The organism is Gluconobacter sp. GP1 (assembly GCF_032913585.1).
Classification (GTDB): Bacteria; Pseudomonadota; Alphaproteobacteria; order Acetobacterales; family Acetobacteraceae; genus Gluconobacter; species Gluconobacter cerinus.
This window is the reverse complement of sequence record NZ_JASGXC010000002.1, coordinates 481,477-507,890: the sequence shown is the minus strand read 5'-3', so window position 1 is coordinate 507,890 and position 26,414 is coordinate 481,477. Positions and strand designations below refer to the sequence as shown.

The 26,414-nt window shown below is 55.8% G+C and carries 24 protein-coding genes; 11 read left to right on the top strand and 13 right to left on the bottom strand.

The window, feature by feature from the left end:
- The first annotated feature begins 3 nt into the window (after positions 1–3).
- Genes R5H23_RS06920 through R5H23_RS06910 form a run of 3 tightly spaced genes read left to right on the top strand, consistent with a single transcriptional unit; the run spans position 4 to position 3,502 of the window.
- Positions 4–1,269 carry a pitrilysin family protein gene (locus tag R5H23_RS06920; protein WP_064273984.1) on the top strand — a complete coding sequence of 422 codons (1,266 nt, stop codon included), beginning with the start codon at positions 4–6 and terminating at the stop codon, positions 1,267–1,269.
- Positions 1,266–2,597: a TldD/PmbA family protein gene (locus R5H23_RS06915; protein WP_211513171.1), complete on the top strand. Its 1,332-nt coding sequence runs from the start codon at positions 1,266–1,268 to the stop codon at positions 2,595–2,597. Before R5H23_RS06920 ends, R5H23_RS06915 begins: the two co-directional genes overlap by 4 nt.
- Complete coding sequence (locus R5H23_RS06910; protein ID WP_317214913.1) at positions 2,597–3,502, top strand: TIM44-like domain-containing protein; 906 nt, start codon at positions 2,597–2,599, stop codon at positions 3,500–3,502. Before R5H23_RS06915 ends, R5H23_RS06910 begins: the two co-directional genes overlap by 1 nt.
- A 126-nt stretch (positions 3,503–3,628) precedes the next feature.
- Here the strand turns inward: R5H23_RS06910 and R5H23_RS06905 are convergent, their stop codons facing one another.
- The 3 genes from R5H23_RS06905 to R5H23_RS06895 form a co-directional block, all read right to left on the bottom strand.
- Positions 3,629–4,576 carry a heme o synthase gene (locus tag R5H23_RS06905; protein ID WP_317214912.1) on the bottom strand — a complete coding sequence of 316 codons (948 nt, stop codon included), beginning with the start codon at positions 4,574–4,576 and terminating at the stop codon, positions 3,629–3,631.
- Positions 4,573–5,748: a cbb3-type cytochrome c oxidase subunit I gene (locus R5H23_RS06900; protein WP_317214911.1), complete on the bottom strand. Its 1,176-nt coding sequence runs from the start codon at positions 5,746–5,748 to the stop codon at positions 4,573–4,575. The genes R5H23_RS06905 and R5H23_RS06900 overlap by 4 nt, the downstream gene beginning before the upstream one ends.
- A gap of 83 nt (positions 5,749–5,831) precedes the next feature.
- On the bottom strand, positions 5,832–6,512 hold the full coding sequence (locus R5H23_RS06895) for a class I SAM-dependent methyltransferase (protein ID WP_046899684.1): 681 nt from the start codon (positions 6,510–6,512) through the stop codon (positions 5,832–5,834).
- Positions 6,513–6,675: 163 nt separating this feature from the next.
- Between R5H23_RS06895 and R5H23_RS06890 the strand changes: the two genes are divergently transcribed.
- Entirely contained in the window at positions 6,676–6,882 is a 207-nt protein-coding gene (locus R5H23_RS06890) for a hypothetical protein (protein WP_086634556.1), read from the top strand.
- A gap of 36 nt (positions 6,883–6,918) precedes the next feature.
- Here the strand turns inward: R5H23_RS06890 and gshB are convergent, their stop codons facing one another.
- The 6 genes from gshB to R5H23_RS06860 all read right to left on the bottom strand — a co-directional run bounded on the left by gshB (position 6,919) and on the right by R5H23_RS06860 (position 12,324).
- Positions 6,919–7,896, bottom strand: a complete 978-nt coding sequence (gene gshB / locus R5H23_RS06885; protein ID WP_064273979.1) for a glutathione synthase — start codon at positions 7,894–7,896, stop codon at positions 6,919–6,921.
- 83 nt (positions 7,897–7,979) lie between these two features.
- The gene (locus R5H23_RS06880) at positions 7,980–8,393 is read right to left on the bottom strand and encodes an NUDIX domain-containing protein (protein ID WP_211500070.1); all 414 of its coding nucleotides are present in this window, start codon (positions 8,391–8,393) and stop codon (positions 7,980–7,982) included.
- Between the two features lie 11 nt (positions 8,394–8,404).
- A complete protein-coding gene (gene greB / locus R5H23_RS06875) occupies positions 8,405–8,905 on the bottom strand; it encodes a transcription elongation factor GreB (protein ID WP_317214910.1) in 501 nt (166 codons plus the stop codon).
- Entirely contained in the window at positions 8,905–9,786 is an 882-nt protein-coding gene (locus R5H23_RS06870; RefSeq protein WP_317214909.1) for an aldose 1-epimerase, read from the bottom strand. Before R5H23_RS06870 ends, greB begins: the two co-directional genes overlap by 1 nt.
- A gap of 64 nt (positions 9,787–9,850) precedes the next feature.
- Positions 9,851–12,058, bottom strand: a complete 2,208-nt coding sequence (gene uvrB, locus R5H23_RS06865; RefSeq protein WP_086634559.1) for an excinuclease ABC subunit UvrB — start codon at positions 12,056–12,058, stop codon at positions 9,851–9,853.
- A gap of 98 nt (positions 12,059–12,156) precedes the next feature.
- Positions 12,157–12,324: a hypothetical protein gene (locus R5H23_RS06860; protein WP_317214908.1), complete on the bottom strand. Its 168-nt coding sequence runs from the start codon at positions 12,322–12,324 to the stop codon at positions 12,157–12,159.
- A 52-nt stretch (positions 12,325–12,376) separates the two neighbouring features.
- On the opposite strand from R5H23_RS06860, the gene R5H23_RS06855 reads away from it, so the two are divergent.
- From R5H23_RS06855 to R5H23_RS06825, 7 genes are all read left to right on the top strand, one after another.
- Complete coding sequence (locus tag R5H23_RS06855; RefSeq protein WP_317214907.1) at positions 12,377–12,601, top strand: hypothetical protein; 225 nt, start codon at positions 12,377–12,379, stop codon at positions 12,599–12,601.
- Between the two features lie 106 nt (positions 12,602–12,707).
- The gene (locus R5H23_RS06850) at positions 12,708–13,124 is read left to right on the top strand and encodes a hypothetical protein (RefSeq protein ID WP_317214906.1); all 417 of its coding nucleotides are present in this window, start codon (positions 12,708–12,710) and stop codon (positions 13,122–13,124) included.
- 224 nt (positions 13,125–13,348) lie between these two features.
- Positions 13,349–14,332, top strand: coding sequence for a GDP-mannose 4,6-dehydratase (locus R5H23_RS06845; protein ID WP_099210418.1), 984 nt, complete (start codon positions 13,349–13,351; stop codon positions 14,330–14,332).
- A 9-nt stretch (positions 14,333–14,341) separates the two neighbouring features.
- Positions 14,342–15,253 (top strand): GDP-mannose 4,6-dehydratase, encoded by a 912-nt coding sequence (locus R5H23_RS06840; protein ID WP_317214905.1) that lies wholly within the window; start codon positions 14,342–14,344, stop codon positions 15,251–15,253.
- Positions 15,254–15,388: 135 nt separating this feature from the next.
- Positions 15,389–16,603 carry an HAD-IIIA family hydrolase gene (locus R5H23_RS06835; RefSeq protein WP_317214904.1) on the top strand — a complete coding sequence of 405 codons (1,215 nt, stop codon included), beginning with the start codon at positions 15,389–15,391 and terminating at the stop codon, positions 16,601–16,603.
- 367 nt (positions 16,604–16,970) lie between these two features.
- Positions 16,971–18,431, top strand: coding sequence for a glycosyltransferase family 1 protein (locus R5H23_RS06830; protein ID WP_317214903.1), 1,461 nt, complete (start codon positions 16,971–16,973; stop codon positions 18,429–18,431).
- Positions 18,428–19,801 (top strand): glycosyltransferase family 1 protein, encoded by a 1,374-nt coding sequence (locus tag R5H23_RS06825; protein WP_317214902.1) that lies wholly within the window; start codon positions 18,428–18,430, stop codon positions 19,799–19,801. The genes R5H23_RS06830 and R5H23_RS06825 overlap by 4 nt, the downstream gene beginning before the upstream one ends.
- 73 nt (positions 19,802–19,874) lie before the next feature.
- Here R5H23_RS06825 and R5H23_RS06820 read toward each other — a convergent pair whose 3' ends face one another.
- From R5H23_RS06820 to R5H23_RS06805, 4 genes are all read right to left on the bottom strand, one after another.
- A complete protein-coding gene (locus tag R5H23_RS06820) occupies positions 19,875–21,236 on the bottom strand; it encodes an AarF/ABC1/UbiB kinase family protein (RefSeq protein WP_317214901.1) in 1,362 nt (453 codons plus the stop codon).
- Positions 21,237–21,243: 7 nt separating this feature from the next.
- A complete protein-coding gene (locus R5H23_RS06815) occupies positions 21,244–23,061 on the bottom strand; it encodes a M3 family oligoendopeptidase (RefSeq protein ID WP_317214900.1) in 1,818 nt (605 codons plus the stop codon).
- Positions 23,062–23,151: 90 nt separating this feature from the next.
- Entirely contained in the window at positions 23,152–23,646 is a 495-nt protein-coding gene (locus R5H23_RS06810) for a DUF523 domain-containing protein (protein ID WP_317214899.1), read from the bottom strand.
- 88 nt (positions 23,647–23,734) lie between these two features.
- The gene (locus R5H23_RS06805; RefSeq protein WP_317214898.1) at positions 23,735–26,404 is read right to left on the bottom strand and encodes a pitrilysin family protein; all 2,670 of its coding nucleotides are present in this window, start codon (positions 26,402–26,404) and stop codon (positions 23,735–23,737) included.
- Positions 26,405–26,414 lie beyond the last annotated feature (10 nt).

Genomic DNA, 26,414 nt, shown 5'->3' with positions numbered 1-26,414 from the left:
CTCATGCCTGATACGATTGAAGTCACCACGCTCGACAACGGTCTGACCATCATCACGGAACGCATGGAACGCGTTGAGACCGTATCCTTCGGCGCCTATGTTTCGATCGGCACACGCGACGAAACTGCCGAAAACAACGGCGTCTCCCACTTTCTCGAGCATATGGCCTTCAAAGGCACAGAAAGACGGTCCGCAGCCCGTATTGCCGAAGAAATCGAGAATGTCGGTGGTCATATCAATGCTTACACTGCGCGGGAAACCACCGCGTATTACGTCAAGCTCCTCAAGGAGGATCTGACGCTTGGTGTAGACATTATCGGGGACATTCTTACGCACAGCACTTTTCTGGATGCTGAAATCGAGCGTGAGCGTGGTGTCATCCTTCAGGAAATCGGTCAGGCCAACGATACACCAGATGACATTATTTTCGATCACTTCCAGGAATGCGCCTTCCCGGCGCAACCGATGGGCCGCCCGACGCTAGGGACGGAAGAGCTCGTTTCAGGCATGACGCGTGAGACGCTGATGGGCTACATGCGTGAACATTACACCACGCGTAACATCACGATTGCCGCGGCCGGCAACCTGCATCACCAGCAGGTCGTGGATCTCGTGAAAGAGCACTTCGCCGACCTTCCCACTCATCAGACCCCAACGCCCCGCAATGCGGACTATGCCGGGGGTGACATCCGCACCACGCGCGAACTTGATCAGGCCCACCTGGTGATGGGCTTTCCATCCGTCAGCTATCACCACCCTGATCATTACGCTGTCATGATCCTGTCCACCCTGTTGGGCGGCGGCATGTCTTCGCGACTCTTTCAGGAAATTCGCGAACGTCGCGGGTTGGTTTACAGCGTCTATTCGTTTGCCTCCCCATTCAGCGACAGTGGTCTGTTCGGACTTTATGCGGGAACGGGCGAAGCCGAGGTAGCTGAGCTGGTGCCGGTCATGATTGACGAGCTCAAGCGCCTTCAGGACGGCCTAACACCTGAAGAGCTTTCGCGTGCCCGTGCGCAGCTCAAATCATCCCTGCTCATGTCTCTGGAGAGCACGGGTAGCCGGTGCGAACAGCTGGCACGCCAGATCCAGGTTCATGGCCGCCCCGTTCCTGTCACGGAGACAGTCGGCAAAATTGATGCCGTAACGGAAGCTGACATCCTACGGGTTGCGAAGACCATCTTTGCAGGCACTCCAACTTTCACGGCTATCGGGCCAGTGAAGAATGTGCCTGCCATTGAAGACATCACTGCGAGGCTTGCTGCATGACCACTACGCCCATTGAGGCCCTCCTCGCCGCTGCCAAACGACATGGTGCCGATCACGCTGATGCCGTGTTCATCAGAAATGAATCCGAATCCGCGATGGTTCGGAAAGGCGTCCCTGAAGGCATAGAGCGCTCTGAAAGTGTCGCGCTGGGCCTCCGTGTTTTCCGGGGCCAAAAGGCCGCGTCAGTGTCAACCAGCGTTCTGGATGAAGCCGAGTTTGATCGCCTAGCAGAACAGGCCTGTGCCATGGCGCTCGTCGTGCCAGAAGATCGCTTTGGCGGTCTTGCGCCTGACAGCATGGTTGGACATTTTGATGCGTCCGGTCTGGATCTGGAAGACACGGCAGCACCGCACATGGACGCGCTCTTGGCGCGCGCGCGAGAAGCGGAAGACGCTGCCTTGGCCGTGTCTGGTGTTACCAACACGAACGGCGCTTCTGCCGGACATGGTCGCACAGTTATTGCGCTTGGCACGTCTGCGGGCTTCATGGGGCGTTACAGCCGTACAGGGCACTCCATCAGCGCCAGCGTACTGGCCGGTGATGGCGCTCTGATGCAGCGGGACTATGCTCATCACGGCACCGTCCATTTGGAAGATCTGGACGCACCTGCCCTTATCGGCCGCGAGGCAGGAGAACGTGCTGTCTCGCGCGTGAACCCCTCTCGTCCGAAGACTGGCACATACAGCATCATTTATGATCCGCGGGTTTCCTCCAGCCTGTTGGGTCATCTGGCGAGTGCCATCAATGGCGCATCCGTTGCGAGAGGCACGTCATTCCTGAAAGAAGCCATGGGGACACGTATTCTGTCCGCTGGCCTGACAGTCCGTGACGACCCTCGCCGTATTCGTGGTGCAGGCTCGCGCCCCTTCGACGGTGAAGGCTGCCCTGCGACAGCTCTGGATCTGATTTCGGACGGCGTTCTCACCACATGGCTGCTGGATTCCAGAAGTGCCCGTCAGCTTGACCTGCGGTCCAACGGGCGCGCAAGCAGAGGCGTTTCAGGTCCACCGAGCCCAAGTGTGACAAATCTTCATCTTGAACCAGGTGATCTTTCCGCAGGGGATCTGCGTTCCGATATAAAGGAAGGGATACTGGTCACGGAACTCATGGGATCATCCATCAATATGCTGACGGGTGATTACAGCCGAGGGGCTTCCGGCTTCATGATCCGTAACGGCGAGCTTGCTGAGCCCGTGGCGGAACTCACGATTGCCGGAAATCTTCGGGACATGTTCTCCCGTATGGTTCCAGCCAGCGATCTTTCCTTCCGGAGCAGCGTGAATGCGCCGAGCATCCGGATTGATGGCATGAGCATTGCAGGACTTTGATGCGTAATTTTCGTCTTTTCTCCGTCGCCTGTGCGCTGCTTTGCGTGCTGGGTTCCGCCGATGCCCGTCCGGGTGGCGGTGCCTCTATGGGGAGCCGTGGTTCACGCACCTGGAGTGCGCCTCCACGGACATCCATCACGCCGAGCTGGACACGCCCAATGGACCGGACCATGGCGCCGCAGTCCAACTATGGCGCACAGACCGCTCCTCGTCCGATGGCACCCATGACGCCGGGTTATCGCCCATCCTTTCCAAACCGCCATCCGTTCATGACAGGTTTTGCAGGAGGCCTGCTGGGCGCTGGTCTATTCGGAATGCTGAGTGGGCACGGGTTCTTCGGGGGCATGAACGGCGGCACGTCATTCCTTGGATTTTTGTTCCAGGTATTCGTGATTGGTGCCCTGATTATGTTCGTTCTTCGGCTGTTTAATCGTCGCAAGATGGCAGCAAACGGGATGTCTGGCAGTGCTCCGTTCAGTGCGGCTGGAGGAAGCGCGCCCGTTACGTTGAGCAACGACGATTATACCAGCTTCCAGCGCCTCCTCCTTGATATCCAGGCAGCCTGGAGTGCACAGAACACACGTGCGCTTTCCAGCATGACCACACCGGAAATGGCTGGATACTTCAACGAACAGCTTTCTGATCTCGCCAGCCGTGGCGCACGTAACATTGTCTCCAATGTTAAGTTCCAGCGTGGCGATCTGTCTGAAGCCTGGCGTGAACGCAACCTGACCTATGCGACGGTTGCCATGCGTTATTCCATGACGGACGTCACAACCGACTCGTTTGGCAATGTAATTGATGGAAGCTCAACAGAGCCCGTAACCGTTACGGAACTCTGGACGTTTGTCCGCGCAGACGGGCGCGGAAACTGGATCCTTTCAGCCATCCAGCAGGCTGGCTGAAAGTCCGTTCTTAGAAACGGATCAGTGTAATCACATAGAAAATTGCAGCGAGGGTAATGACCCCTCCTGCAATTCCGACGATACGGCTCTGACGCCGTTTCGCTGCGAGATCAGGCATCGTTGTTTTCATGACAGCAGAACCCGATCCACCAGAAGACCACAAAATAGAAAAAACAGATAAGCCAGCGAGTATCGGAAAGCGAAGCGCGCTGGCTTGTCTTTTGTCAGGCTTACGCCCGTTGCATCCTGCTGGTCCATCAGCACACGCACGGCACACACGATAAAGCCCAGATCCAGCAAGCTTGTCGTCACTGTGTAAAACATTCCGCATTCATGCGCGAAAGATGGCCACAGTGAAACGGCCGTGAGGATGAATGTATAAAGAAGGATCTGCCAGCGTGTATGCCGGGCGCCTTTGACGACCGGCAGCATCGGGATCCCCGCTTTGTCGTAATCCTTGCACGCGTAGAGCGACAGAGACCAGAAGTGCGGTGGCGTCCAGAGGAACACAATGGCGAACATGGCAACGGGCAGAACTGCCATGGAATTCATGGTCGCTGCCCAGCCGATCATTGGAGGAAACGCCCCGGCGGCGCCCCCGATCACGATGTTCTGCGGCGTACTCCGCTTGAGCCACATCGTGTACACAACGCTGTAGAAAAAGATCGAGAACGCCAGAATACCTGCGGCAAGCACATTTGTGGCAAGCCACAGCACGACAACAGACAGCACGGACAGCGCGATACCATAAACCAGCGCGCTATCCGCTGGCATTCTGCCATCAGGGATCGGGCGTACATTGGTTCGGCGCATAACTGCGTCGATATCGCGGTCGTACCACATATTGATCGCACCGGCGGCGCCAGCACCGATACAGATGCACAGGATGGTAATGAGACCAATGGGGATGGACGGCCACTGTGGAGCCACAGCCATGCCCGTAGCGCCCGTAAACACCACAAGAGAAATAACCCGCGGCTTCAGCAGAGCCAGCCAGTCCTTGAGCGACGAGTCTCCATTATCGCCCAGAACTGAAAAAAGCCCCGAGGGGGCTAGGGGTGTTGCTTCACTCATGCTTTGGCCCGGGCGCGCCCGGTCTCCTTGATCAGGAAAAGTCCGAGTATGCCGAATGTCAGCAGGCTAAGGCCCATCAGGCCTTCTCCGAGCACCATCAGCGCAGGGGTCAGAGAGCAAAGAGCCCCCACAAAGGTCAGGCCTGCATGCATACGGCTCAGTGGAGACGGAATATTATCGGGGAGCACACGCATCATCCAGGCATAGAAACCACCACAGAGAGCCATGATGCCACCAAACGCCGCGGCTGAATGATCTGTTCCATGACCCGGCATGAACTCTGCAATCCAACCCGCTGAGAAAAGGATCACGCTGCCCAACGCCCAAAGCGTCGTTCCGTCCAGTTCCTGCCGCTGCTTCCAGACGTCAATGCAAAGCGCAGTCACCAGCAGGACTGACGGTACAAGCTGCGTCAACACCACGAGGCTTCCCTGCACTGCCGCAGGCACACCACCGAAGAGGCCGTCCATCCAGAAGAGCGGACCAACGACGGCCATCACGCCAAAAGCATACGGGGCCAGCCGGTCAGCCAGTCCCGGCTTATTCCGGCTCGACGACAGCAGATAGCAGACCAGCCCCAGAGCTGGCGTCAGCATCAGGGATGTTTCTGGAAGATGAAGCAGACTGACCAGTTCATGGGCCGCATTGGCCGGAGCCCCGTTGATCATCATCCGCGTCATGATTGCAGCAAGAACAGGCGCAACAATCGTCACACCTGATGCCGTAGCAAGCATGGACCAGGCCAGTGGGGAAAGCTTCCGGAACTGAAGAACACGTCCTTCAAGAAAAGTCGTGATTACATCCAGAGCGACCGCGAAAACCCCGACAGCCCAAAGCGCGAGTGCAATGATTGGCTGGATTGGAAGAAACACAACGCCGGATGACAGAAAACAGAAGCCCGTCAGTGTCAGAGCTGGAAGGGTTGTTCTGTCTGTCCCAAGTTCAGCGGGGAGTAGCCACTGGCCGAATCCACCGAGCGCAGCCGGGCAGATTACAAAGAAAGCCATCAGAATGCCGTGGCAGAAAGCCTGCCCGGCAGTCGGATGAATCTGAAGGAATGGCAGAGCCAACGACCCACCCAGAAGACCAGCAAACAGTGCCAGTAAAATAAAGGATGCGCCGATCCGTCTATTGGAAAGAGCGGGGGTAGAGTCGAAGGCCTGATAAGTCATGATCGCGTAGTCGGTCCCTGCCAAGGAATACCGCAGCGAGCGTCGGAATACTCGGCGCCGGCTTAACCGGAGCCATACGCCGATCAGGCGACCAGGGCTGCGGCGTCGCTTTTACTCTCGCATTGCGGCAATGTCACGAGTGTAAACAGCCCGGCAGGCGGAACGGGCGTCATAGTCGCGCGTTTCAGGTCTTCTGGTGGCAGAAGAGACTCGATTGCGAAGTCCGGATGCCAGCCGAGGGAACGCGAGGCACGGGCCATGCCGCGCTCTACCGTCAGACGCAGGCCACCTGTTGCAAGAAAGTGGTTCACAAACAGGATGTGACCACCCGGACGAACAACACGCTTCAGTTCGGCAAGAAGACGGTCAGGGTGTGGAACGACGGACGCGACGAACATTGCAACGGCAATATCAAAGCTGTTGTCTTCGAAAGTCGTGGCTTCCGCATCCATTTCCAGCAAATCGTCGACGTTGGTCAGACGGTCCTGAAGAACGCGCTGGCGGGCACGGTCAAGCATGTCTTCCGACAGATCAATGCCGGTAATGCGTTTATCCGGAGAATATGACGGCAGCGCGAGGCCTGTCCCAACGCCAACTTCAAGAACCCGCTCTCCTGGGAGGGCGTTTACGGCTTCAACAGCCCTCTTGCGTCCATAGCCGGAGATACCACCAAAAACAGTATCGTAAACTCGCGCCCATCGACGATAGGCCGCCTTGACGGCCTCCGCATCCAGTGCAGAACGCGGGGAGAGGGTTGAAGACATAATATATGCGACCTTCTGTGTCCGCTCCCCATCAAGACTGGAGAGCTTGTCCGGAAACTTCGTTCAGTTGGGTCCTTCTTGCCCTTCCAGACATGCATCTGGCAAGACACGCGTTGCGGATGACGGGCGAGTTACCCGTTTTTCACCGTTTTGGAGGTCCCGGATGCTGAATTTCCTGCTGATCCTGCTCTGCCTCGTTACATGGGGCGGTGTCTACGTGTTTCATTTTCGGGGACAAATTACGGAATGGTGGGATAACCGTTTTGTAAAGGACAAGGCACCGGAACCGCAGGACGAGCCTACGCCCGAGTTGCAACTTCCCATCCGCTATGATGCGGCGTCAGCTGAAACAGAAAAAAAAGACGCCTGAGCTGTACCGCTCAGACGTCTTTCTTGCTCCGTCACTTCAGGACGGGTAGCGCCGCTCAATCGCGTCCCAAACCAGCCCGGCACTGTTAATGCCCTCGAACCGGTCCAACTCCTGGAGCCCGGTCGGGGATGTGACATTAATCTCCGTGAGCCAGTCCCCGATCACGTCAATACCAACAAAAATCAGGCCGTGGTCTCGAAGGTACGGACCGATCGAATCACAGATCTCCCGATCGCGCTCCGTCAGTTCCACCCGTTCTGCACGGCCGCCAACATGCATGTTTGACCGCGCTTCCCCTGTAGCTGGAACGCGGTTAATCGCACCGATGGGCGTACCATCCACAAGAATAATGCGCTTGTCTCCAAGGCGCACGGCGGGCTCATAGCGCTGGATCATCAACGGTTCGTTGGTGCGGGCGAAGTGCATTTCCAGCAGAGCCTTCAGATTTTCATCATCCGGCTTGATGCGGAAAATTCCGGCGCCACCATTGCCGTAAAGCGGCTTGACGATGATGTCCTTGTGCTGCTCGCGGAATGCCAGAATATCCCGACTATCCCATGCAACCAATGTCGGCGGCATAAGGTGTGGGAAATGCGTGACAAGCAGCTTTTCAGGCGCATTCCGAACGGCGACTGGATCGTTCACGACAAGTGAGAGCCCCTCGCCCACCCCATGAACGTGCTCAAGCATATGGGTCGCGGTGATGTATCCCATATCAAACGGCGGGTCCTGCCGCATCAGGATCACATCGGTCTCGCCCAGTGGAAGAATTTCTTCTTCACCAAACGTCGCATGATCTCCACGGACACGGCGAACCTCGACCCGGCGCGCGCGCGCCTGAAGACGGCCGCCCTTGCCCTGGCCTTCAATCAGACTGAGCGTGGTTACAGGATAAACCCAGAGCTCGTGTCCACGCGCCTGCGCTTCAAGCATGAGGGCAAAAGTGGAGTCGCCATCGATGTTGACCTGTTCTAACGGGTCCATCTGTACGGCGACCCGGAGTGAGCGGGACATGTCGGAAACTCCGGCTAAGGAAAAATGGGATTTTATTCTGTAGCGGCCAGAATAGCTTTTTCAAAGCCACCCACAGCTCGCTCTCAAAAGATGTCGGCCCGGCTACGCAAAGCGGCCATAGCCTGCACTGTCGGTGTGGTCAGGGGAGAGGGAAGCTCACCCAAAGGAAACCAGCCAAAATCACTATGCTTTTCTGGCTCCATGAGCGTCGGCGTTCCGGTCAGTTTCGTCACCAGATAAACGGGGGCGATCCAATGCGTACCGCTCTCACGATCAGACTGCTCAACCAGACACAGCATGTCCCGAGCCTGGATCGTAATGCCAAGCTCTTCCGCAACTTCCCGTTCGACAGCATGCGAAACGGGCTCAAACAGATCTACTTTACCGCCCGGCAGTCCCCAGCATCCGGCTTCGGGCGACTTTTTGCGACGAATCAGCAGAAGCTTTCCATCCACGAGAATGGCAGCGCCACATCCAACACGCGGTTCAGATTGCACGACGCCCTCTTTCAACCCTGTGACTCAGGATAAGTGATTTTGAGAATTTCGATTTCGACAGGACCACGAGGCGTCTGCAATATGGCCACATCCCCGACACGGGTTCGCATCAGGGCACGTGCGATGGGTGAAATGAGACTGACCTCCCCTCGCACCAAGTCCGACTCGTCCACACCGAGGATCGTTACGGTGTGTTCGACATCGTCCTCATCGACATAAGTCACGGTCGCGCCAAAAAAGACCCGATCCCGCGTGGTCTGCGCCGCTGGATCAACGATGACCGCATTTTCAAGTCTTTTTCCCAGGAACCGCAAACGCCGGTCGATCTCCCGCAATCGGCGTTTGCCGTACTGATAATCGGCATTCTCAGATCGATCCCCATTGCCTGCGGCCCAGGAGACGATTTCGACAATGCGCGGACGCTCTTTCTGCGCCAGTTCCTTGAGTTCAGCTCGCATCACCTCCGCACCGCGCGGGGAGAGATAATGAGAGAGTGGTGTTTTTTCAGACATCAGAGCGCCTGAACCCGAAAGCGCATCCGACCACCAATCCGTGTTTTCGGTTTGAGGAGATGCAGCCCGCTGGCGACAACATCAGTCTGATTAATGGCGTCCGTCATGTTCGTGACGGGTTCCACAGCGACAAACGGGCTATCCGAGGAGGTAAAGACGACCAGATGCTTGAAGATTGAATCCGCCTCAACCGTCACTGCCAGCCCATCGTCCGGACGCTTCAAAACAACCCGCCCGCCAAAACCTGCAAAGCAGTTATCGATAAAACGATCATGAGCGGGCTTGGGCGTATGAAAAGACCACTCCCCGTCACAGGGAGCACCCTGCACAGGCAAACCATCCGGAGACGTCAGCCAGACCTTTTCAGCATCAAATGACAGCGTTGCGTTTTCATCTGCGGCGAGAAATGGATGAAAACCAAACCCGACTGGCTGCTCCGCCTCACCCCGATTTTCAATGGCCATCTGCACGTCCAAACCTGCGTCTGTCAGTTGGTAAGACAGGGCAGCACGATAGGCGAAAGGCCACGCTTGATCATTGTCCTGCGGGACGTGATCGAGCGTCAGTACCGCATGGCTTTCCCCTTGATGAGCAACAGTCCAGGCCTGCTCCCAGGCATTGCCGTGAATCGTGTGCGGATGATCCGCCATGTTCGGAGCCAGATCATAACTCTGGCCGCTGAACGAAAAGCGCCCATTGGCAATACGATTTGAATACGGAATCAGAGGATACGCACCGACTGCTACTCCGTTCAGTGCGCGCAAAGCATCATTCGGGGTTGGAAGAAAAATATCTTTTTCATCCCGCTGCCAGAGGCCGACAGAGCCTCCTGTTTCGGGAAGAATAGTGAGCCGGCTCTTGCCGCAACTCAGTTCAATCATGACAGTCTGCAATCCTGATAATGGCGGTCGGTCATGGGCAACCCGGGGCCCTCATATAGCCGGATCAGCGACGCCCACCACGTTTGCGCTTGTTTGGGTCATAGCCTCCGCCGCCCGGCCCGAGGGGCGTTGGGCCTTTTGGCTTTTTCCCGCCCCCGGGTCGCCCGGCGGTGGACGTTGCCAGCGGCGGTGGCTCCAAGCCCATATCAATAGCTTCCAGACGCCGCACCTCATCACGCAGCCGGGCAGCCTGCTCGAAGTCCAGATTGGCGGCGGCTTCGCGCATCCGCTTTTCCAACTCCTGAATCGTAACAGGCAGAGACTTGCCAACGAATTCTTCCGTGTCGCCAGCATCGTCAGGCGCAACAGTGACGTAGTCCTGCTCAAAGATAGACGACAGCGCATCACCAATCTTGGAACGAACCGTCATAGGCGTAATCCCATGAGCGTCGTTCCACTCGGTCTGCCTTGCGCGTCGCCGAGCGGTTTCCTCAATCGCGAATTTGAGGCTGTCCGTCATCTTGTCCGCATACAGCAGAACTCGACCGTCCACGTTACGGGCTGCACGGCCGATTGTCTGGATCAACGATGTCCGAGATCTCAGGAAGCCTTCCTTGTCTGCATCCAGAATGGCAACGAGGGCACATTCCGGAATGTCGAGACCCTCTCGCAGCAGGTTGATCCCGACCAGAACATCAAAAGCACCCAGACGCAGATCACGAATAATCTCGATCCGCTCCAGCGTATCCACATCAGAATGCAGATAACGCACTTTGATCCCCGCTTCCCCCAGATAATCCGTCAGATCTTCCGCCATCCGCTTGGTCAGCGTTGTGACAAGAATGCGTCCGCCCTTGGCAATCGTCTCACGCGCTTCGTGCAGCAGATCATCAACCTGACCTTCCACAGGCTTCACATCTGTTACCGGATCAATCAGACCTGTCGGACGAATGATCTGCTCGGCAAACACACCTCCCGTCTGTTCCATTTCCCACGGACCGGGCGTTGCCGAGACGAAGATACTTTGCGGCCGGAAAGCATTCCACTCACCAAAGGCGAGCGGGCGATTATCAATGCAGGATGGCAGCCGGAATCCAAAGTCAGACAGCACGGACTTCCGCGCCCTGTCCCCTCGTTCCATGCCGCCGATCTGTGGCACTGTGACGTGGCTCTCATCTACAATCAGAAGAGCATCTTCCGGTAGATATTCGAACAACGTCGGCGGCGGATCACCGGGACCACGGCCCGAGAGGTAACGGGAGTAGTTCTCAATGCCTTTGCACGCCCCCGTCGTTTCAATCATTTCCAGATCAAACGTCGTCCGCTGCGACAAGCGCTCTGCCTCCAGCAACTTCCCTTCTTCGGTAAACTGCGCAAGCCGCTGCCGAAGCTCGTTCTTGATCCCGATCATCGCCTGATTCAGCGTTGGTCGTGGTGTCACATAATGGGAATTTGCGTAAACACTGATTTCAGCCAGATCCGCCGTTTTGTTTCCCGTCAGAGGGTCAAACTCGGTGATCTGATCGATTTCGTCCCCGAACAGAGAGACACGCCAAGCGCGGTCTTCATTCTGCACGGGGAAAATGTCGATCTGTTCGCCACGCACACGGAATGTCCCGCGCTCAAAGGCCGCATCGTTGCGACGATACTGAAGCTCAACAAGGGCTTTGATGAGCTTCTCGCGATCAATCTCGCCGCCCACCTCAAGCCGGACGACCATCTTCGAGTACGTTTCAACCGAACCGATACCGTAAATGCAGGATACGGACGCAACGATGATAACGTCATTTCGCTCCAGCAGAGCCTGCGTTGCCGCATGGCGCATCCGGTCGATCTGTTCGTTGATCTGGCTGTCTTTCTCGATATACGTATCTGACCGTGGAACGTAGGCTTCAGGCTGATAGTAGTCGTAGTACGAGACAAAATATTCGACGGCATTATCAGGAAAAAACTGCCGCATCTCGCCGTAAAGCTGGGCAGCCAGCGTCTTGTTTGGCGCAAGGATCAGGGTAGGTTTCTGTGTCCGCTCAATGACCTTGGCCATACTGAACGTCTTGCCCGACCCCGTCACACCAAGCAGAACCTGATCCCGCTCTCCGGCCTCTACACCCTGAACAAGTTCCCCGATTGCAGTCGGCTGATCCCCTGCGGGCTCATAGTCAGCTTTGACCACAAACTTCCGCGTCTTCGCCTTGGTGGGCTGCTTTTCAGGGATGAATGCCGTCAGGGGCATTTCGGTCGCATTGCGGAGCGCGGAAGGTTTTTTGGCCATAGGGTCCAAGATGGGAAAGAAACGGGAACATCACAAGAGCGTCTCACCGGGCCTGTCGTTTCGTTCTTCGCAAAGAATTCCTGAAACCGACTACCAGTCTAATGCCGAACGAGAGGGGATGAACTTTCGTAAGCCTCCCCAAAAGCCTTTAAATTCGCGCCTGTGACAGGATCATGATCGATATCAGCACCTAGCCGCACATGAACGCGAACTCCGGGCCAGACCTGAACATCACGCTCCGTATGCCCATCAGAAAACTGACGCATCAATGGTTCTTTCACAGCAGGCCGCATTATCGACTTACGGCCCTGCACCTGAATGACCTCGCCTTTCACACCGTCCGGCTGTGATGTGGCGGAAAAAGACAAATCCTTTGCAGACAATATCGGCATGCTCGCAAACGTGCTGACAGGCTGGGCTCGCGCCATAGCACCATGCAGGACGATTGCACTTAAGATGCCTAAACCAACTGCTCTGCCCCGACCGGGCAAGCTCTTGCTGCCCCGCATTCTGACATCCGCCACAGCCGCATTTTCCCAGTAGGGCAAGTGATGAAATATCATTCATGACATAACATTTCTAAAAATGGATAGTGAAACTTGTTTTCCCGCGCTATGCAGACCAGCATATTTCTGAAGGAAGACCGATCATGGACGTCCAGACGATCGAACAGACGTATAATCAGCTTCAGCAGCAGGCCCAGCAGTCTGCGCAGGCGCTCCAGGCGCTGGGAGCAAAGATGCAGACCGCGGCTCAAACCGGGGACATGCAGGCCCGCGAGTGGTCTTTGGACCTGCGGGAGTTGGCGCTCTCTTTTCAGGCTGAACAGCAACAGGTCACAAACCTGCTTCAGCAATTGCACGCAGCCCTTACCAATGCGGCTTCAAACCAGCAGCCGATGGCGACCGCTCAATCCCCATACGATGCTCAACCTCTTGTGCAGGTTGTTGGGCAAGCGCAGGATAACGGATTTTTCTCGAATATCCTTAATTCAGGCTTTGCACGGTCCGTAGAAGCTGGTGCAGGCTTCAGCATCGGCAATGATCTGATCAAAGAGATTTTCTGAGCCTCTTCATGCTGTTGCGGCGATTGAGGCGATTGAGGCGAGCTTTATATTCCTTTCCTCAATGGGGGCATCCATTCGTGCTCCCATTAAATTGCCACCTTTGCCGAAGACACCAGAGTGCGCTCACGCATTGACCGTCTTGAGGCTGAAGCGCTAACCCACCACGAACTCATGCGGCCGGAAGACAGTCGCGGATCGGGACCGAAACCGGGATCAGGAAAACCATGACTACAGCGCTCATCACAGGAATCACTGGCCAGGACGGTGCATATCTCAGCCAGCTTCTGCTTAAAAAGGGCTACCGCGTTGTAGGTCTTCTGCGTCGCTCCGCCTCAGCCGATGTTGTCGGAGAAAGACTTCGCTGGCTCGGAATTATTGACGATGTTGAGCTGGTTGATGGGAACCTGACGGATCTTTCTTCCCTGATCCGCATCATGGAAACCGTCCGACCGGACGAGATTTACAATCTAGCCGCCCAAAGTTTTGTTGCTGCGTCCTGGCAGCAACCGCTCCTCACTGGGAACGTAACGGGCATTGGCGCTGTCAATGTTCTGGAAGCAGCTCGCATTGTTCAGAGCAAGGCCAGATTTTATCAGGCGTCTTCGTCTGAAATGTATGGCCTGATCCAGCAGCCGGTTCAGAACGAAAACACCCCATTCTATCCCCGCTCTCCCTATGCAGTTGCCAAGCTGTACGCTCACTGGATGACGGTGAATTATCGTGAAAGCTTCGGGATGCATGCATCGTCGGGCATCCTCTTCAACCACGAGAGCCCCCTTCGCGGCATTGAATTCGTAACCCGCAAAGTTACGGACGGCGTAGCGCGCATCAAGTTGGGTCTTGCGAAAGAGCTCCCGCTCGGAAACCTGGACGCAACACGGGACTGGGGCCATGCCCGCGATTACGTTCGCGCCATGCATCTTATGCTTCAGCAGGACACCCCGGACGACTATGTCGTCGCGACCGGTCGCACGACGAGCATTCGCGACCTGTGCCGCATCGCGTTCTCTTACGCTGGCCTGAACTACGAAGACCATGTGGTCACAAACCCGGCTTTCCTGCGCCCCGCTGAAGTAGAAGTTCTCTTGGGGGATGCTGGCAAAGCCAAGCGCGTTCTTGGCTGGGAAGCTGAGACAACCCTTGAAAGCATGGTTGCCGAAATGGTGGACGCTGACCTGGCCCGCCATCGCAACCGAACGGCCATTTAAGGACGCTTCATGCGTATTCTTGTTACGGGCCAGCGGGGCTTTGTCGGGCAGCATTTAAAAAACCGACTGAAGGCTCGCTTTCCGCAAAGCGAGATCCTTCCGTCCAGTCCGGACATTCGGGATGCAAAAGCCGTCGATGCGGCTGTAGCAACCAGCAAACCAGATCACTGCATTCATCTGGCAGCCATCTCAAGCATTGGAAACGCCAGGCAGGACCCCGATCATGCCTGGCAGGTCAACCTGCAGGGCACGCTCCATGTTGCACGAAGCATGCAGCGTCATGCTCCGCAGGGCCGACTTCTGTTTGCGTCAACGGCTGAAGCCTATGGCTCCACCTTCCAACGCGGAACTCCCGTCGCAGAAGATGCCGCTCTTGCTCCTGGCAATACCTATGCCGCCACCAAGGCCGCCGCAGATCTGGCACTGGGCGCTATGGCAAAGGAGGGCTTGAATGTCATCCGGATGCGACCGTTCAATCATACTGGCCCGAACCAGTCAGCCGACTTTGTCGTTCCGGCTTTCGCCTTACAGATCGCCCGCATTGCCAAAGGGCTTCAGGCCCCAGAAATCCGCGTAGGGAACCTGGAAGCCCAACGTGATTTTCTGGATGTACGGGATGTCTGTGATGCTTATCTTGACGCCCTGATGCCAGACAACGCTCTAGAACGCGGTAAAATCCTCAACCTCTGTTCCGGACAAACACGCTCAATTCGTTCCATTCTGGATGACCTCATCGCCCTCAGCGGGATCAAGGCCGACATTCTCACGGACCCAAACCGTCTGCGCCCTTCAGACACGCCAGTCGCCCGCGGTGATGGGTCCTTAGCCAGACAGCTTCTCTCATGGGCGCCTCGTATCCCGTGGGAGCAAACGTTGAGTGATATTTACACAGATTGCTTAGAACGTGCTGGAACTGAATAGTCATGTTCTACAATCACAGCTGCTGCAGAACAGTGATTTCAGTCATACACCGTTCCTAAAGCAGACGTCAGAAAAACCCGTGCTTGAACTCTTTGTACCTCCTTATCTGCGGTCGAGCATAAGCGGACACCAACTGTGAGCCATTTTCCTGTCCGACAATGTGTCTTCCTGCTCGAACCCACAGAACCACACGGTGAAACAGATACGCCTCCACATGCTCTCATGCAGTGTGGAGATAGACCGTTTCTGGCATGGCTCATGCGCGAAACGCAGCGTTTTGGAATAGAAGATTTCCTACTGCTGATGACAGAGCAGTCTAGGCTGCACTTCGAAACTGCTGTTGAGTTGATCCGCTCACGCCTTCCGAAAGCGGCAAACATTACTCTTTTAACAGCACCTCATCAGGCTGGCAGTGGCGGCATGCTCCATCATGCACGTCAGCACCTTCAGGAATGCTTCCTTTTTTGTGACGGAGAGGTTCTCTTTTCAGGCAATCTGGCACGGTTTCTTACGCATGCCGGACAAGGAAACTGGGCATTGCTGCGTGCGGACGACAGCGACGATCAAGAGAGTTTGGCTTGCCCGGGGGAAGACGACGAAAAGGTCGCCCCGTCTCTTTTAACAACACAGTACAGTTATCCGGCTGCCCCTGAAAAGAGCGGTATCTTTCTCTTCGACCACTCCATATTCCAGTATCTGATGGCAGCATGCTCGCTAGAGCAGGACGTCCTACCCGCCCTTGTTAAGCACGGGGTCCTGAAAGGTTTGTCGCTTCCCGGAGATGTTTGGGATGTGCGGCGACCAGAAGACCGCGCCAAAGCGAAGAGGCACCTCCCGACCACACTCCTCCGTCCAGCGGTATTTCTTGATCGTGATGGCGTGATCAATCGCGATCATGGCTGGGTTGGAACACGCGATCGCTTCGAATGGGAGCCGGACGTGCTGAGGACCATCGCGAAGATTACTGACAGCGGCCATCACGTTTTCATCGTGACAAACCAGTCTGGAATTGCCCGCGGGTTTTATACTGAGGACCACCTTGAACAGCTTATGAGTTGGGTGATCGACACTATTCGCGAGCATGGTGGAACAGTCGATGACTGGCGATACTGCCCCATGCATCCGGAAGCTGTGGTGGACCGGTATCGTGGCCAAAGCCCGAACCGCAAGCCGTCGCCAGGTATGATACTCGACTTATCAAACCGGTGGGAGTTAGCCCCCGCGCGCTGCGTTATGTTCGGAGACCAGACTTCGGACATCCAGGCTGCCGAAGCCGCTGGAATTGAAGGTATTCGTGTTGGTCCGCAGCTTCTTTCCGAACTGGCTTCCCAGATGAGCGCATTCCAGTAAATAAGGGTTTTTAGGCTCCGTCAGATACCCGTTTGCGTAAAATTTCTGCGTTTATCGTATGTGGTCTGACAGGACGAAGTTTCTGAAATGAGCGCGTCATCGCGAAAAATTCTTTACCTCCGCACTACCGGTGCGTGTCCGTCATCTGTGCACCTTGCAACGTGCTTTCTGCTCCATCGCGACACCCACAGATCCAACAATTGTGTCAAAATCAAAGTAATATCGAGAAATAAATAACAACTTCTCGATACTCTGGAAGTTGGGCACACGCCCTTGATCACTGGACGACACTTGTCATACAATCTTCGTTCAAAATGATTTGAATGAATGCCGTTCCCGTCGGCCAAACTGAAGCTAGCCTGGACCCATGAACAAAGATTACGTTATCTGGATCGACGTCGAAGACATCTTTCAGTACTTCGAAAACAATGCGCGTCCTAGCGGAATTCAGCGCGTTGTCTTTGAAATACTGCATGTCATCCGGCAGCAGGCCGCCCAAAAGCCAGGTATCGGTCGGATAGTTTTGACCCGGCGCGGCAAAGAGGAAGCCTGCCTTCTCTCGTCAGTTACTTTTGAGGAACTGGAAGCGCTTTTCTCCATCCGTTCGGAAGAAAAAATCACGCCGCCCCGGACGACAGCCGCCAAAAAAACGCGTCAGAACGCCCGCTCGCTCATGCGTAGCTTTCGTCACACCGTTATCCGACGCTTGGAAAGTCTGCCACCAGAGCTGGCCCGCCCACTCCTGAATATCGCTGTTAATCAGTTGCGCGCATTACAGCTTTTGAAACGTTACGCGCGTTCAAAGCTTCATCGCCCGGCATCAACTGCTGTACAGCCCGCTCCTGTGGCTCCGCCCTCCCCCGCCTATGTCGCAGCACACCCAGAGGCATCACCGAGCCCAGGGGATATTTTTCTGATCCTTGGTGCGGCATGGTCCGAGCCAGATTTTGGGGAGCGCTTGGCGCGCCTTCGCAAGGTTTTTGGCGTCGAACCCGTTCTCCTTGTTTACGACCTTATTCCGGCCGTCAGGCCAGAATGGTGCGCTCTTTCACTCATTTGCGATTTCCGTCACTGGCTGGACACGACGCTCCCTCAGTGTGGCCGCCTATTAGCCATCAGTCATTCCACGGCTAGCAGCGTTGAAGAGTATGCCCGCAAACAGCGCCTGACATTACAGGGTCCGGTTCAGACCATTCCAATTGGCAGCGGCTTTGGCCCTCCTCGACACGCTGAGGGCGAAAGACCCCTGGGTCTTCCCGCGAAGGACAGCTACGTCCTTTTTGTCTCAACACTCGAGGCACGCAAAAACCACCTGCTCGCGTTTCGGATCTGGCGGCGTATGGTCATTGACCTTCCAAGAGATCAGGTGCCAACGCTCGTTTTTGCAGGGCGCGTGGGTTGGCTGGTTTCCGACCTCATGCAGCAGCTTGAAAACACGGAATGGCTGCGCGGAAAAATTCGCCTTCTGCGCGATCCAAGTGACGATGAACTGGCCCATCTTTATGACGGCTGCATGTTCACTCTTTTCCCATCGCTTTATGAAGGCTGGGGACTGCCAGTGACCGAAAGCCTCGTGAATGGCCGCCCCTGTGTGGCATCCAATTCAACCTCCATTCCCGAAGCTGGTGGCCCGCTGACGCGCTACTTTGATCCTGAAGACTTCGATGACGCCTATCGTGTTGTGCGCGGAACAATCGAAGACCGAGCTGGTTTGAAGGCCTGGCAGGAGCAGGTCCGCACCCAGTTCAAGCCTGTGCCATGGGAAGACAGCGCGGATGCAGTGTTGGATGCATGCCACGCTGCTTATCTGAGCGGAGGCCTGTCATGACACTTTGGGTAGATATAGACGACCTGCTGTTCCATCTCCTGCATCATAGTCGACCGAGCGGAATTCAGCGTGTCGTTTTCGAGATTTGTGCTGCTTTGCGTGAGCTTCGCGGCCATGAAATCCAGTTCGTCCGCCGTGGGGCAGACTCTGCGGACCCCCGTGGCTTCCGAACAGTAGATTGGTCTTCCATTGAGGCCCTGTTTCGGCAAATCATGGAAGGTAATAGTGCCCAAAACGGGTCTTCTCGTTCAGCTGGCTCGTTCCCCGTTACCCCACCGATTGAAAAAGTGGCCTCGCAGGACGTTCTTTCTACTTTCCTGCAAGCAGAAAGCTGGGCGCTTAAAGAGCTTGTCACTGTCCCTCGCGCCCTTGGACATTTTGCACTGGATCTTGGCCGGGCAAAAATGCAGGAGCGCCAGCAGGAAAAGCCCTCTGCTCAATACGACGAGGGCACCAAGCTGGCGGATGCTGCCCAACCAGGCGATGTTTTCCTGACTCTCGGCGCCCCTTGGCATCATGCCAACTATGTTCAGAGCATTCGATGGATGCGCGACGAGCTGCGCATGTCGTTTGGAATGCTCATGCATGATCTGGTTCCCGTTCGTCATCCCGAATGGTGCGATCGTGGCATCATCATCACGTTCAAAGCCTGGCACAGCGCGATCCTACCTTTGGCGGATATGATTTTTGCCAACAGTGACGCAACAGCACGGGACGTTCAGTCTTATCTGGCCGAGCAGGATGTGGGCACTCATGTCACGGTCCAGACCGTTCCACTTGGTACAGGCTTTGGTCTTGCCGACGCCCCTATGGCACCTGAGCCGATTGTACAGGAACCATACGTTCTTTTCGTTTCCACCATTGAAGCACGCAAAAACCATGCCCTCCTTTTCCGGGTCTGGCGGAGAATGCTTGAGGAAATGCCGGCAGAAAATGTTCCCACGCTCGTTTTTGCGGGGCGCGAGGGGTGGCTGGTTTCCGACCTCATGCAGCAACTCGAAAACGCTGAGTGGCTGGATGGAAAGATCCGCTTCATCCAGAACCCTACAGATGCCGAACTGCGACGCCTTTACGCTGATTGCAGTTTCACGATTTTCCCGTCCTTCTTTGAAGGCTGGGGCCTGCCTGTGACGGAAAGCCTGTCCATGGGACGCCCTTGTCTGGCATCAGGAACCACGTCCATTCCTGAAGCTGGGGGCCAGCTGAGCCGCTATTTCAACCCGGACAATATCAATGAAGCCTACACGCTCATTCGCAAGACCATTGAAGATACTGAGGGCCTGAAAGCCTGGACGGAACAGGTCCGCTCAGAATTCAAGCCAGTCCCGTGGACTGAAAGCGCCAAAGCCATTCTCGAGTTCATAAGCTGAGAATTTCTTCAGTCATTAGCTTGGCCTGAACTTAAAAAGGGGCGTCTTCCGCATGGAAGATGCCCCTTTTTAATTAGAGGGATGACAGCGCTGGAGGTACTTTGGCCTTAGCCAAGGCTTCTTTCTGACGCGCTGCCAGAACATTCACGTCGAAACCGTCAATCAGCTCCTGAAACATCTGATGCCAGTTCAGACGCGCGCCCAGACGGAGGAACGCACTTCCCAGGCCAATTGCCGAGCGATCCATCAGAACAAACTCACGAGGGAGCTTCACCCCTCCCGTTCGTTTCAGCCCGTCATAGACCCTTTCCAAAACCTGCTTGGCTTCAGCTGGATCATTGCTCTCCTGCATAGAGCAAACACGATCTGTCATCAGCGGCCGATAGAAGAAACGAGCCCACTCGTTCAGAACCTCAGCGGTCTCTCGCGACAGACCTTCGAAGCCCCACTTGCTATAGGCGTGGAAAGCTCTGTCTTCATCGTTATCCCGAAGCGCGGCAAACAGATCTACCACGCCCTCAACAAAGCGAGGGGAGAAGATACGGACAGCGCCGAAATCCAGCAGGTTCAAACCGTAATCATCGCGCACGGTGAAATTGCCCATATGCGGGTCACCGTGAATGACACCATAGCGATAAACCGGTGTGTACCAGGCCCGGAACAACGCCCGCGCCATATCGTCCCGCTGTTCCTGCGTCGCCTCAGACGCCAGAACCGCCTTCATGCCACAACCAGAAACCCAGTCCATCGTCAGAAGACGCCCGGTGGACAGTTCCTCAATAGGGGCCGGAACGGTCACAGTCGGAGTTTCAGACAGCATGTCCCGATACAGACGCAGATGACTGGCTTCCCGACGATAATCCAGCTCTTCCCGAAGCCGGTCAGACAGTTCGGTATAAACCTCGTCCTGACGGATCGTTGTCTCAAACCGCTTATATACGCCAAGAGCCGCACGGAACTGCCGCAGATCGGAATCCACCGCGCCCTGCATGTCCGGATACTGGAGTTTGCAGGCCACCTCGCGTCCATCAACCAGACGGGCCCGATGCACCTGCCCGAGAGACGCCGCGGCTACGGCTTCGTGACTGAAAGAGCGGAAGTTCTTTTCCCAGCCAGCACCCAGTTCCGCCGTCATTCGACGACGTACGAAGTTCCAGCCCATCGGGGGCGCATTGGCCTGAAGATGAGCCAATTCTTCCGCATATTCATCCGGCAGAGCGCCGGGAATGGTGGACAGAAGCTGAGCGGCCTTCATGAGCGGCCCCTTCAGATTCCCCAGCGAAGACTTCAGGCCTTCAGCGTGGACACCCTTATCCGTCTTGATGCCCAGACGGTTTCCAGCCAGGCGCGCAGCGATGCCGCCGACTGCACCAGATGTCCGAGCCATCCGGCGAAGTTCGCCCATCAAACCGGTATTATCGAGATCGCGCGCCATGGTGCCCTCAGCCCTCCTGCTCGAGCTGATCAATCAGACCCGAGATTACATCCAGTCCTTTACGCCAGAAACCCGGATCCGTCGCATCAAGACCGAACGGCGCCAGCAATTCCTTGTGGCGAAGTGTCCCGCCGGCTTCGAGCATGGTCCGGTATTTGTCGGCAAAACCATCAGGCTGATCCTGATAGACGCCATACAGCGCATTCACCAGGCAGTCACCGAACGCATAGGCGTACACATAGAACGGTGAATGCACGAAGTGCGGGATGTAAGACCAATAGGCGTCATAATCCGGCGTGAAGTGGAACGCCGGACCGAGGCTTCGTTCCTGTACGTCGCGCCAGATGGAACCAAGCTGCTCTGCTGACAGCTCACCCTTGGCCCGCTCGTCATGCACGCGAACCTCAAACTGATAGAACGCGATCTGGCGGACTACCGTGTTCAGCATGTCCTCCACTTTCGCTGCCAGAAGATGACGACGACGCTTCGGATCAGTTTCCCGGTCGAGCAGAGACTGGAAGGTCAACATCTCACCGAAGACAGACGCTGTTTCAGCCAGAGTTAGAGGCGTCGCGGAGTTCAGATAACCCTGCTTCTGGCCAGCAAGGATCTGATGCACACCATGCCCAAGCTCGTGAGCCAGCGTCATCACGTCGCGGGCGCGACCATGATAGTTCATCAAAATATAGGGATGGACGGACGGTACGGTGGGGTGGGCAAAAGCACCCGAGGACTTGCCCGGTGCAGCTTCCGCATCAATCCAGGGATGCGTCAGGAAGCGGTCCACCAGTGTTCCAAGCGCGGGGTCGAAACCCGTATAGGCATTGAGAACGATCTGTTTGCCGCTCTCCCACGGAATAACCGTGTCAGCCACGCCCGGCAGGGGCGCATTCCGGTCCCAGTGCTCCAGCTTGTCCAGGCCGAGCCACTTGGCCTTCATTGCGTAATAACGATGGGACAGACGCGGGTAAGCCTCATCAACGGCGCTGACCAGCGCGTCCACAACTTCGTCCTCGACCATGTTGCCACGGTTACGGCTGCTGGACGGGCGCGGATAACCACGGAGTTTGTCCCCGATCGCCTTGTCTTTGGCGAGCGTGTTCGTGATCATCGTGAGCAGACGGGAATTGTCTGCCAGTACAGCGCTGATCTGCTCTGCTGCTGCGGCACGCCTGTCACGTTCAGCACTCGTCAAAGTGTTGAACGCCGCACCGAGGGGCTTTGTCTCCCCATCCAGCGTGACAGTCAGGCTGGCCATGGTTTCATCGAACAGCCGGTTCCAGGCACTCCGTCCCGTTACGGACTTGTCCATCAGAACCTGCTCAACCTCATCCGAGAGCTGATAAGGACGAAATACCCGCAGATCCCGCAGGAACGGCTGCCATTTGGTCATTTCTGGCGCAACTGACACGTTGTCCAGAACATCGTCATCCAGACGGTTCAGTTCCAGCGAGAAAAAGAGCAGATCAGCAGAAATGTCTGTGACGCGCTCCTGAATGCCCTGTGTGAAACGGCCCCACACCGGATCTGTCGTATGAGCGGCAAAACCTAGCTGGGCAAAGGAACCGATGCGTCCCAGCCCTTCCTCGATCCGCTCATATTCTGCGAATGCCTTCGCCAAAGCAACACCATCGGCCTGACCAAGCTGGCCTTTCCAAGTTTCGCTGAAAGCTCTGGCGGAGGATGTCAGAGTCGCGAAATCCTGTTCGATCGCCGGATCGTCCAACGACGCGTACAGATCGGACAGGTCCCAGCGCGGCGGAGCACCGTTCTCGGCCGAGGGGGCAGACGGGCCAGTGGCCGCTGAGAGATTTTGACTGTTCATAATTTGAATTTAGACGTCCCTGCCGCCGGGTCAAACGGGAGGTTGATGACAAATCGGTAGGAAATGCACTGACCCCATTCAGAGCAGTATTTAATGGGCCAATTGAACAGCAATCCTCAGATCTTCAATCGTGTCCTGACTGAAAACCTGAATCCCGTTCTGGCGGAGCAGCGCAGCCGTTACACCTGCTCCGGCATGTTTCTGCCCGCTGAAACTGCCGTCGTAAATCATCTGGCTTCCACAGGACGGGCTGCCTTCCATGAGTAACGCAAACCGACATCCCTGTGTCTGCGCGACGTTCAGGGCAATCCGCGCTCCCGCTACGAACTCATCCGTCACATCTGCGCCTAACGTGTCAGTGACGCGCGCCTCGCCCAGAAGAACATCTTTGCCATCTTGCCGTGCCCCGATTTCCGCCGGGGGGCGTGGAACGGGCATTCCACCTGCAAGTTCAGGACAGACCACAACCAGACGCCCCTCTTCCTGCCATTGCTGAAGCAGCGGGTGCAGAAGGGTCTTTGCCTTGCCATCATATCGGACTGACTGACCCAGCAGACAGGCACTGACCAGAATTCGGTTCTTCACAAGCGGCAATATCCTGCTTTCGGAGCATCTGAGAATTCTGTTCTGATACCCTCATCTGCCCGAAAACAGAACGACTTCTGGTGCTGTTTCAGTTCAGACCCTCCGGCATCGGCCCCAATATGAACGTCGCAAACCCATTTGGACGAATATAGCTTTTGAATGCCGCCTGAACGCTTTCAGGTGTCGCAGCCTGATAGGCTTTGGCGGCATCGTTCAAATGCTCCCAGCCTAGTCCACGCAATATCAGATTTTCATCCGTGCTACTGGGCGCCAACATTGTCGCGTTCGAGATAATCATTTCGCGGATCACATGTGCTTTGGCCCTGTTCAACTCTCCAATAGTGACGGGCATTGCTGCCATGCTTTGCAGCTCTTGCAGAACATGCTCCCGCGCGACCTTCACGGAGCCAGGATCAGCACCAAAACCCACACTGTAGGTACCAAAATTTTTCTGAGCAAAGACCATTGATTCGACAGTATAAACATATCCGGTTTTGATCCGCAGATCTTGATACAGGCGACTGTCAGGGCCTTTGGTTAACATGGTATCAGCCAAGTTCATGTTATAACGCTGAGGGTCCGTCCATCCGTGGGCATTCGCCTGTGCGATAATCACCATATCCTGTGACCGAACAGAATCTTTGACGGACTGGACTTCCGGAAGCATACGCAATGGAAGGGCTGGCAAATCCACATCCGGCTTTGGTCCGCTGGCTTTCCAGCCCCCAAAGGCCGCTGTGATCTGTCTGCGTGCCTCTTCGACGGAAATGTCACCAACAACTTCTATCGTCGTCATATCTGGTCGATAGACGGACGCGTAATAGGATAGCACATCCTCACGGGTCAGATCCGATAGTGTCTTCATGGTTTGCATGCGACGAGAAGGAAAACCTTCCGGCATCAATGTGTTCGTGATGCTTCTCTGAAAACGATAGGCAGGCATCTGCTCAGCACCTGCCTGCAGACGGATCATGTTCTGACGTATCAAATCAAACGCATATTGGGGAAACGCCGGGTGCAGTTCCAAGTCTGCCAAAATGGTAAGGGCAGCACCGAAATCCTGTGTCCGACTTCGAATGGAAAAATTGGTCCCACCTCTTGCAGTAGCTGCCAGATCATCCAGATTCTTCTCTAATATTTCCCGGTCTCGTGTAACTGAGCCAAACGAAAACAACTGACCTGTCAGGGCGGCAACGCCGTCTTTTCCGGTTGGGGCCTGCATGTCAGGGTCGGACTTTATGTACCCAAACAAAAATACCGTTGGACTGATATGTCTGGTTCGCACCAGCACCCGCAGACCGTTTGGAAGCATGAAGTCTGCATCCGGCGCGTCGTAGATTGGGGGCGCGGGAACATTCTCAATCGGCTTGGCCCAATCAGGCAGCGGCCCTGTCGCGCTAGCCTGACTGCCAAAGGATTCTGCGCCACCAAAGCCTGTTCCTGCTGGCAAAACCGCATGATCTGATGCAAGCATCGTCACCGCAACGGCATGTTCCGGATCCAGAAGTTTACGCGCCAGAGCATTGACGTCCTGCACAGTCACTTTTGTAAAACGATCGTAGACAGCATCGGGGCTATCGGCATTCTCTGCTGTCACAGCGGCAGACCATTGACTACCAAGCCCTGCAATGGAGTTCTTTTCAAAAGCCTTCGACGAAAGCACCCGTTTTTTCATACCATCGAGCACATCCGCTGATACACCCTTGGCCCGAATTTCAGTAAGTGTCGTCTTGAGAAGGGCCATAGCCGCCTTTGGGTCGCCTCCTCTGGGAATTGTCAAAGATGCTTGAACGGTTCCCGTGTGAAGACCCCGAGCGATACCCAATTCCGCCGACAGCGCCTTATGTTGCAGCACCAATTTGTAGAGGGGTCCACGACGGTTCGAAAGAACTGCGTCCAACAGGACTGCAGCGGGAGCATCCCTATCGCGGAGAGTGGGCCCTCTCCAGAACAACGTAACCCCATCGACCGCATAATTTGACTGCATACTCAAGGCCTGGGGAACAACCGGCGAAACAGGAGCCTTCGGGCGTTCTGGAAGCGGCTGTGCGGGAATAGATCCAAAGATCTGTTCAACCTGCTTCAGGCTCGTAACCGGATCGACATCCCCGACGATAACTAGAACAGCATTATTGGGCACATACCATTTACTGTAAAAATCTCGTAGGAGCTTCACGTCTGTCGCCTCGAAAGACAGCCGGGTTCCTAACGGCGAATGATCGTAGCCGCTGTTTTCAAACAGAATAGAATTCATTTGTTCTTTCAGCCGGAAATCAGGGCTCGAAAGATCCCGCGAAACTTCCTGCTCAATCGCACCCCGCTCTTTCGCCCACTGCCCCGCATCCAATGAAAGATGCTGCATCCGATCCGCTTCCATATGCAGGACGACATCCAGATCCTGCGCCGGAATCAGACAGTGATAGCGGGTCAGGTCCGTCTGCGTGAAAGCATCGAACTGCCCCCCTAGCGTCCCCATCACTGTTGAAAGCTGGTCTCCACTAAGAGACGACGTTCCACGGAACATCATGTGCTCAAGCGCATGAGCTGTTCCCGGAAAGCCTTTCGGAGCCTCAGCAGACCCCACCATATAGGTCAGTTGTACGCTGACGGCAGGGGCGATCGGATTGCGGACCACAACGACCCGCAAACCATTCGGCAAGGTTTCGCGCCCAATGTCTGCGCCATAAGCCGTTGAGCAGGCCAGACCCGTGAGCAGGGAAATCGCCAGAAATGTCTTTTGAAAAATATGCATCGACATGACTTCATCA

Excerpts from the sequence above, each read along its gene's own strand:
- R5H23_RS06895 (WP_046899684.1), bottom strand. The coding sequence starts at position 6,512 with ATGTCTTCAACCCTCTCCCCGCGTTCTGCACTGGATGCGGAGGCCGTC.
- R5H23_RS06850 (WP_317214906.1), top strand. The coding sequence starts at position 12,708 with ATGGACGTCCAGACGATCGAACAGACGTATAATCAGCTTCAGCAGCAG.
- R5H23_RS06890 (WP_086634556.1), top strand. The coding sequence starts at position 6,676 with ATGCTGAATTTCCTGCTGATCCTGCTCTGCCTCGTTACATGGGGCGGT.
- R5H23_RS06805 (WP_317214898.1), bottom strand. The coding sequence starts at position 26,404 with ATGTCGATGCATATTTTTCAAAAGACATTTCTGGCGATTTCCCTGCTC.
- uvrB (WP_086634559.1), bottom strand. The coding sequence starts at position 12,058 with ATGGCCAAAAAACCTTCCGCGCTCCGCAATGCGACCGAAATGCCCCTG.
- R5H23_RS06845 (WP_099210418.1), top strand. The coding sequence starts at position 13,349 with ATGACTACAGCGCTCATCACAGGAATCACTGGCCAGGACGGTGCATAT.
- R5H23_RS06905 (WP_317214912.1), bottom strand. The coding sequence starts at position 4,576 with ATGAGTGAAGCAACACCCCTAGCCCCCTCGGGGCTTTTTTCAGTTCTG.
- R5H23_RS06920 (WP_064273984.1), top strand. The coding sequence starts at position 4 with ATGCCTGATACGATTGAAGTCACCACGCTCGACAACGGTCTGACCATC.
- gshB (WP_064273979.1), bottom strand. The coding sequence starts at position 7,896 with ATGTCCCGCTCACTCCGGGTCGCCGTACAGATGGACCCGTTAGAACAG.
- R5H23_RS06915 (WP_211513171.1), top strand. The coding sequence starts at position 1,266 with ATGACCACTACGCCCATTGAGGCCCTCCTCGCCGCTGCCAAACGACAT.
- R5H23_RS06820 (WP_317214901.1), bottom strand. The coding sequence starts at position 21,236 with ATGGCGCGCGATCTCGATAATACCGGTTTGATGGGCGAACTTCGCCGG.
- R5H23_RS06840 (WP_317214905.1), top strand. The coding sequence starts at position 14,342 with ATGCGTATTCTTGTTACGGGCCAGCGGGGCTTTGTCGGGCAGCATTTA.
- R5H23_RS06860 (WP_317214908.1), bottom strand. The coding sequence starts at position 12,324 with ATGCGTCAGTTTTCTGATGGGCATACGGAGCGTGATGTTCAGGTCTGG.
- R5H23_RS06815 (WP_317214900.1), bottom strand. The coding sequence starts at position 23,061 with ATGAACAGTCAAAATCTCTCAGCGGCCACTGGCCCGTCTGCCCCCTCG.
- R5H23_RS06825 (WP_317214902.1), top strand. The coding sequence starts at position 18,428 with ATGACACTTTGGGTAGATATAGACGACCTGCTGTTCCATCTCCTGCAT.
- greB (WP_317214910.1), bottom strand. The coding sequence starts at position 8,905 with ATGTCTGAAAAAACACCACTCTCTCATTATCTCTCCCCGCGCGGTGCG.
- R5H23_RS06910 (WP_317214913.1), top strand. The coding sequence starts at position 2,597 with ATGCGTAATTTTCGTCTTTTCTCCGTCGCCTGTGCGCTGCTTTGCGTG.
- R5H23_RS06830 (WP_317214903.1), top strand. The coding sequence starts at position 16,971 with ATGAACAAAGATTACGTTATCTGGATCGACGTCGAAGACATCTTTCAG.
- R5H23_RS06870 (WP_317214909.1), bottom strand. The coding sequence starts at position 9,786 with ATGATTGAACTGAGTTGCGGCAAGAGCCGGCTCACTATTCTTCCCGAA.
- R5H23_RS06855 (WP_317214907.1), top strand. The coding sequence starts at position 12,377 with ATGACCTCGCCTTTCACACCGTCCGGCTGTGATGTGGCGGAAAAAGAC.
- R5H23_RS06900 (WP_317214911.1), bottom strand. The coding sequence starts at position 5,748 with ATGACTTATCAGGCCTTCGACTCTACCCCCGCTCTTTCCAATAGACGG.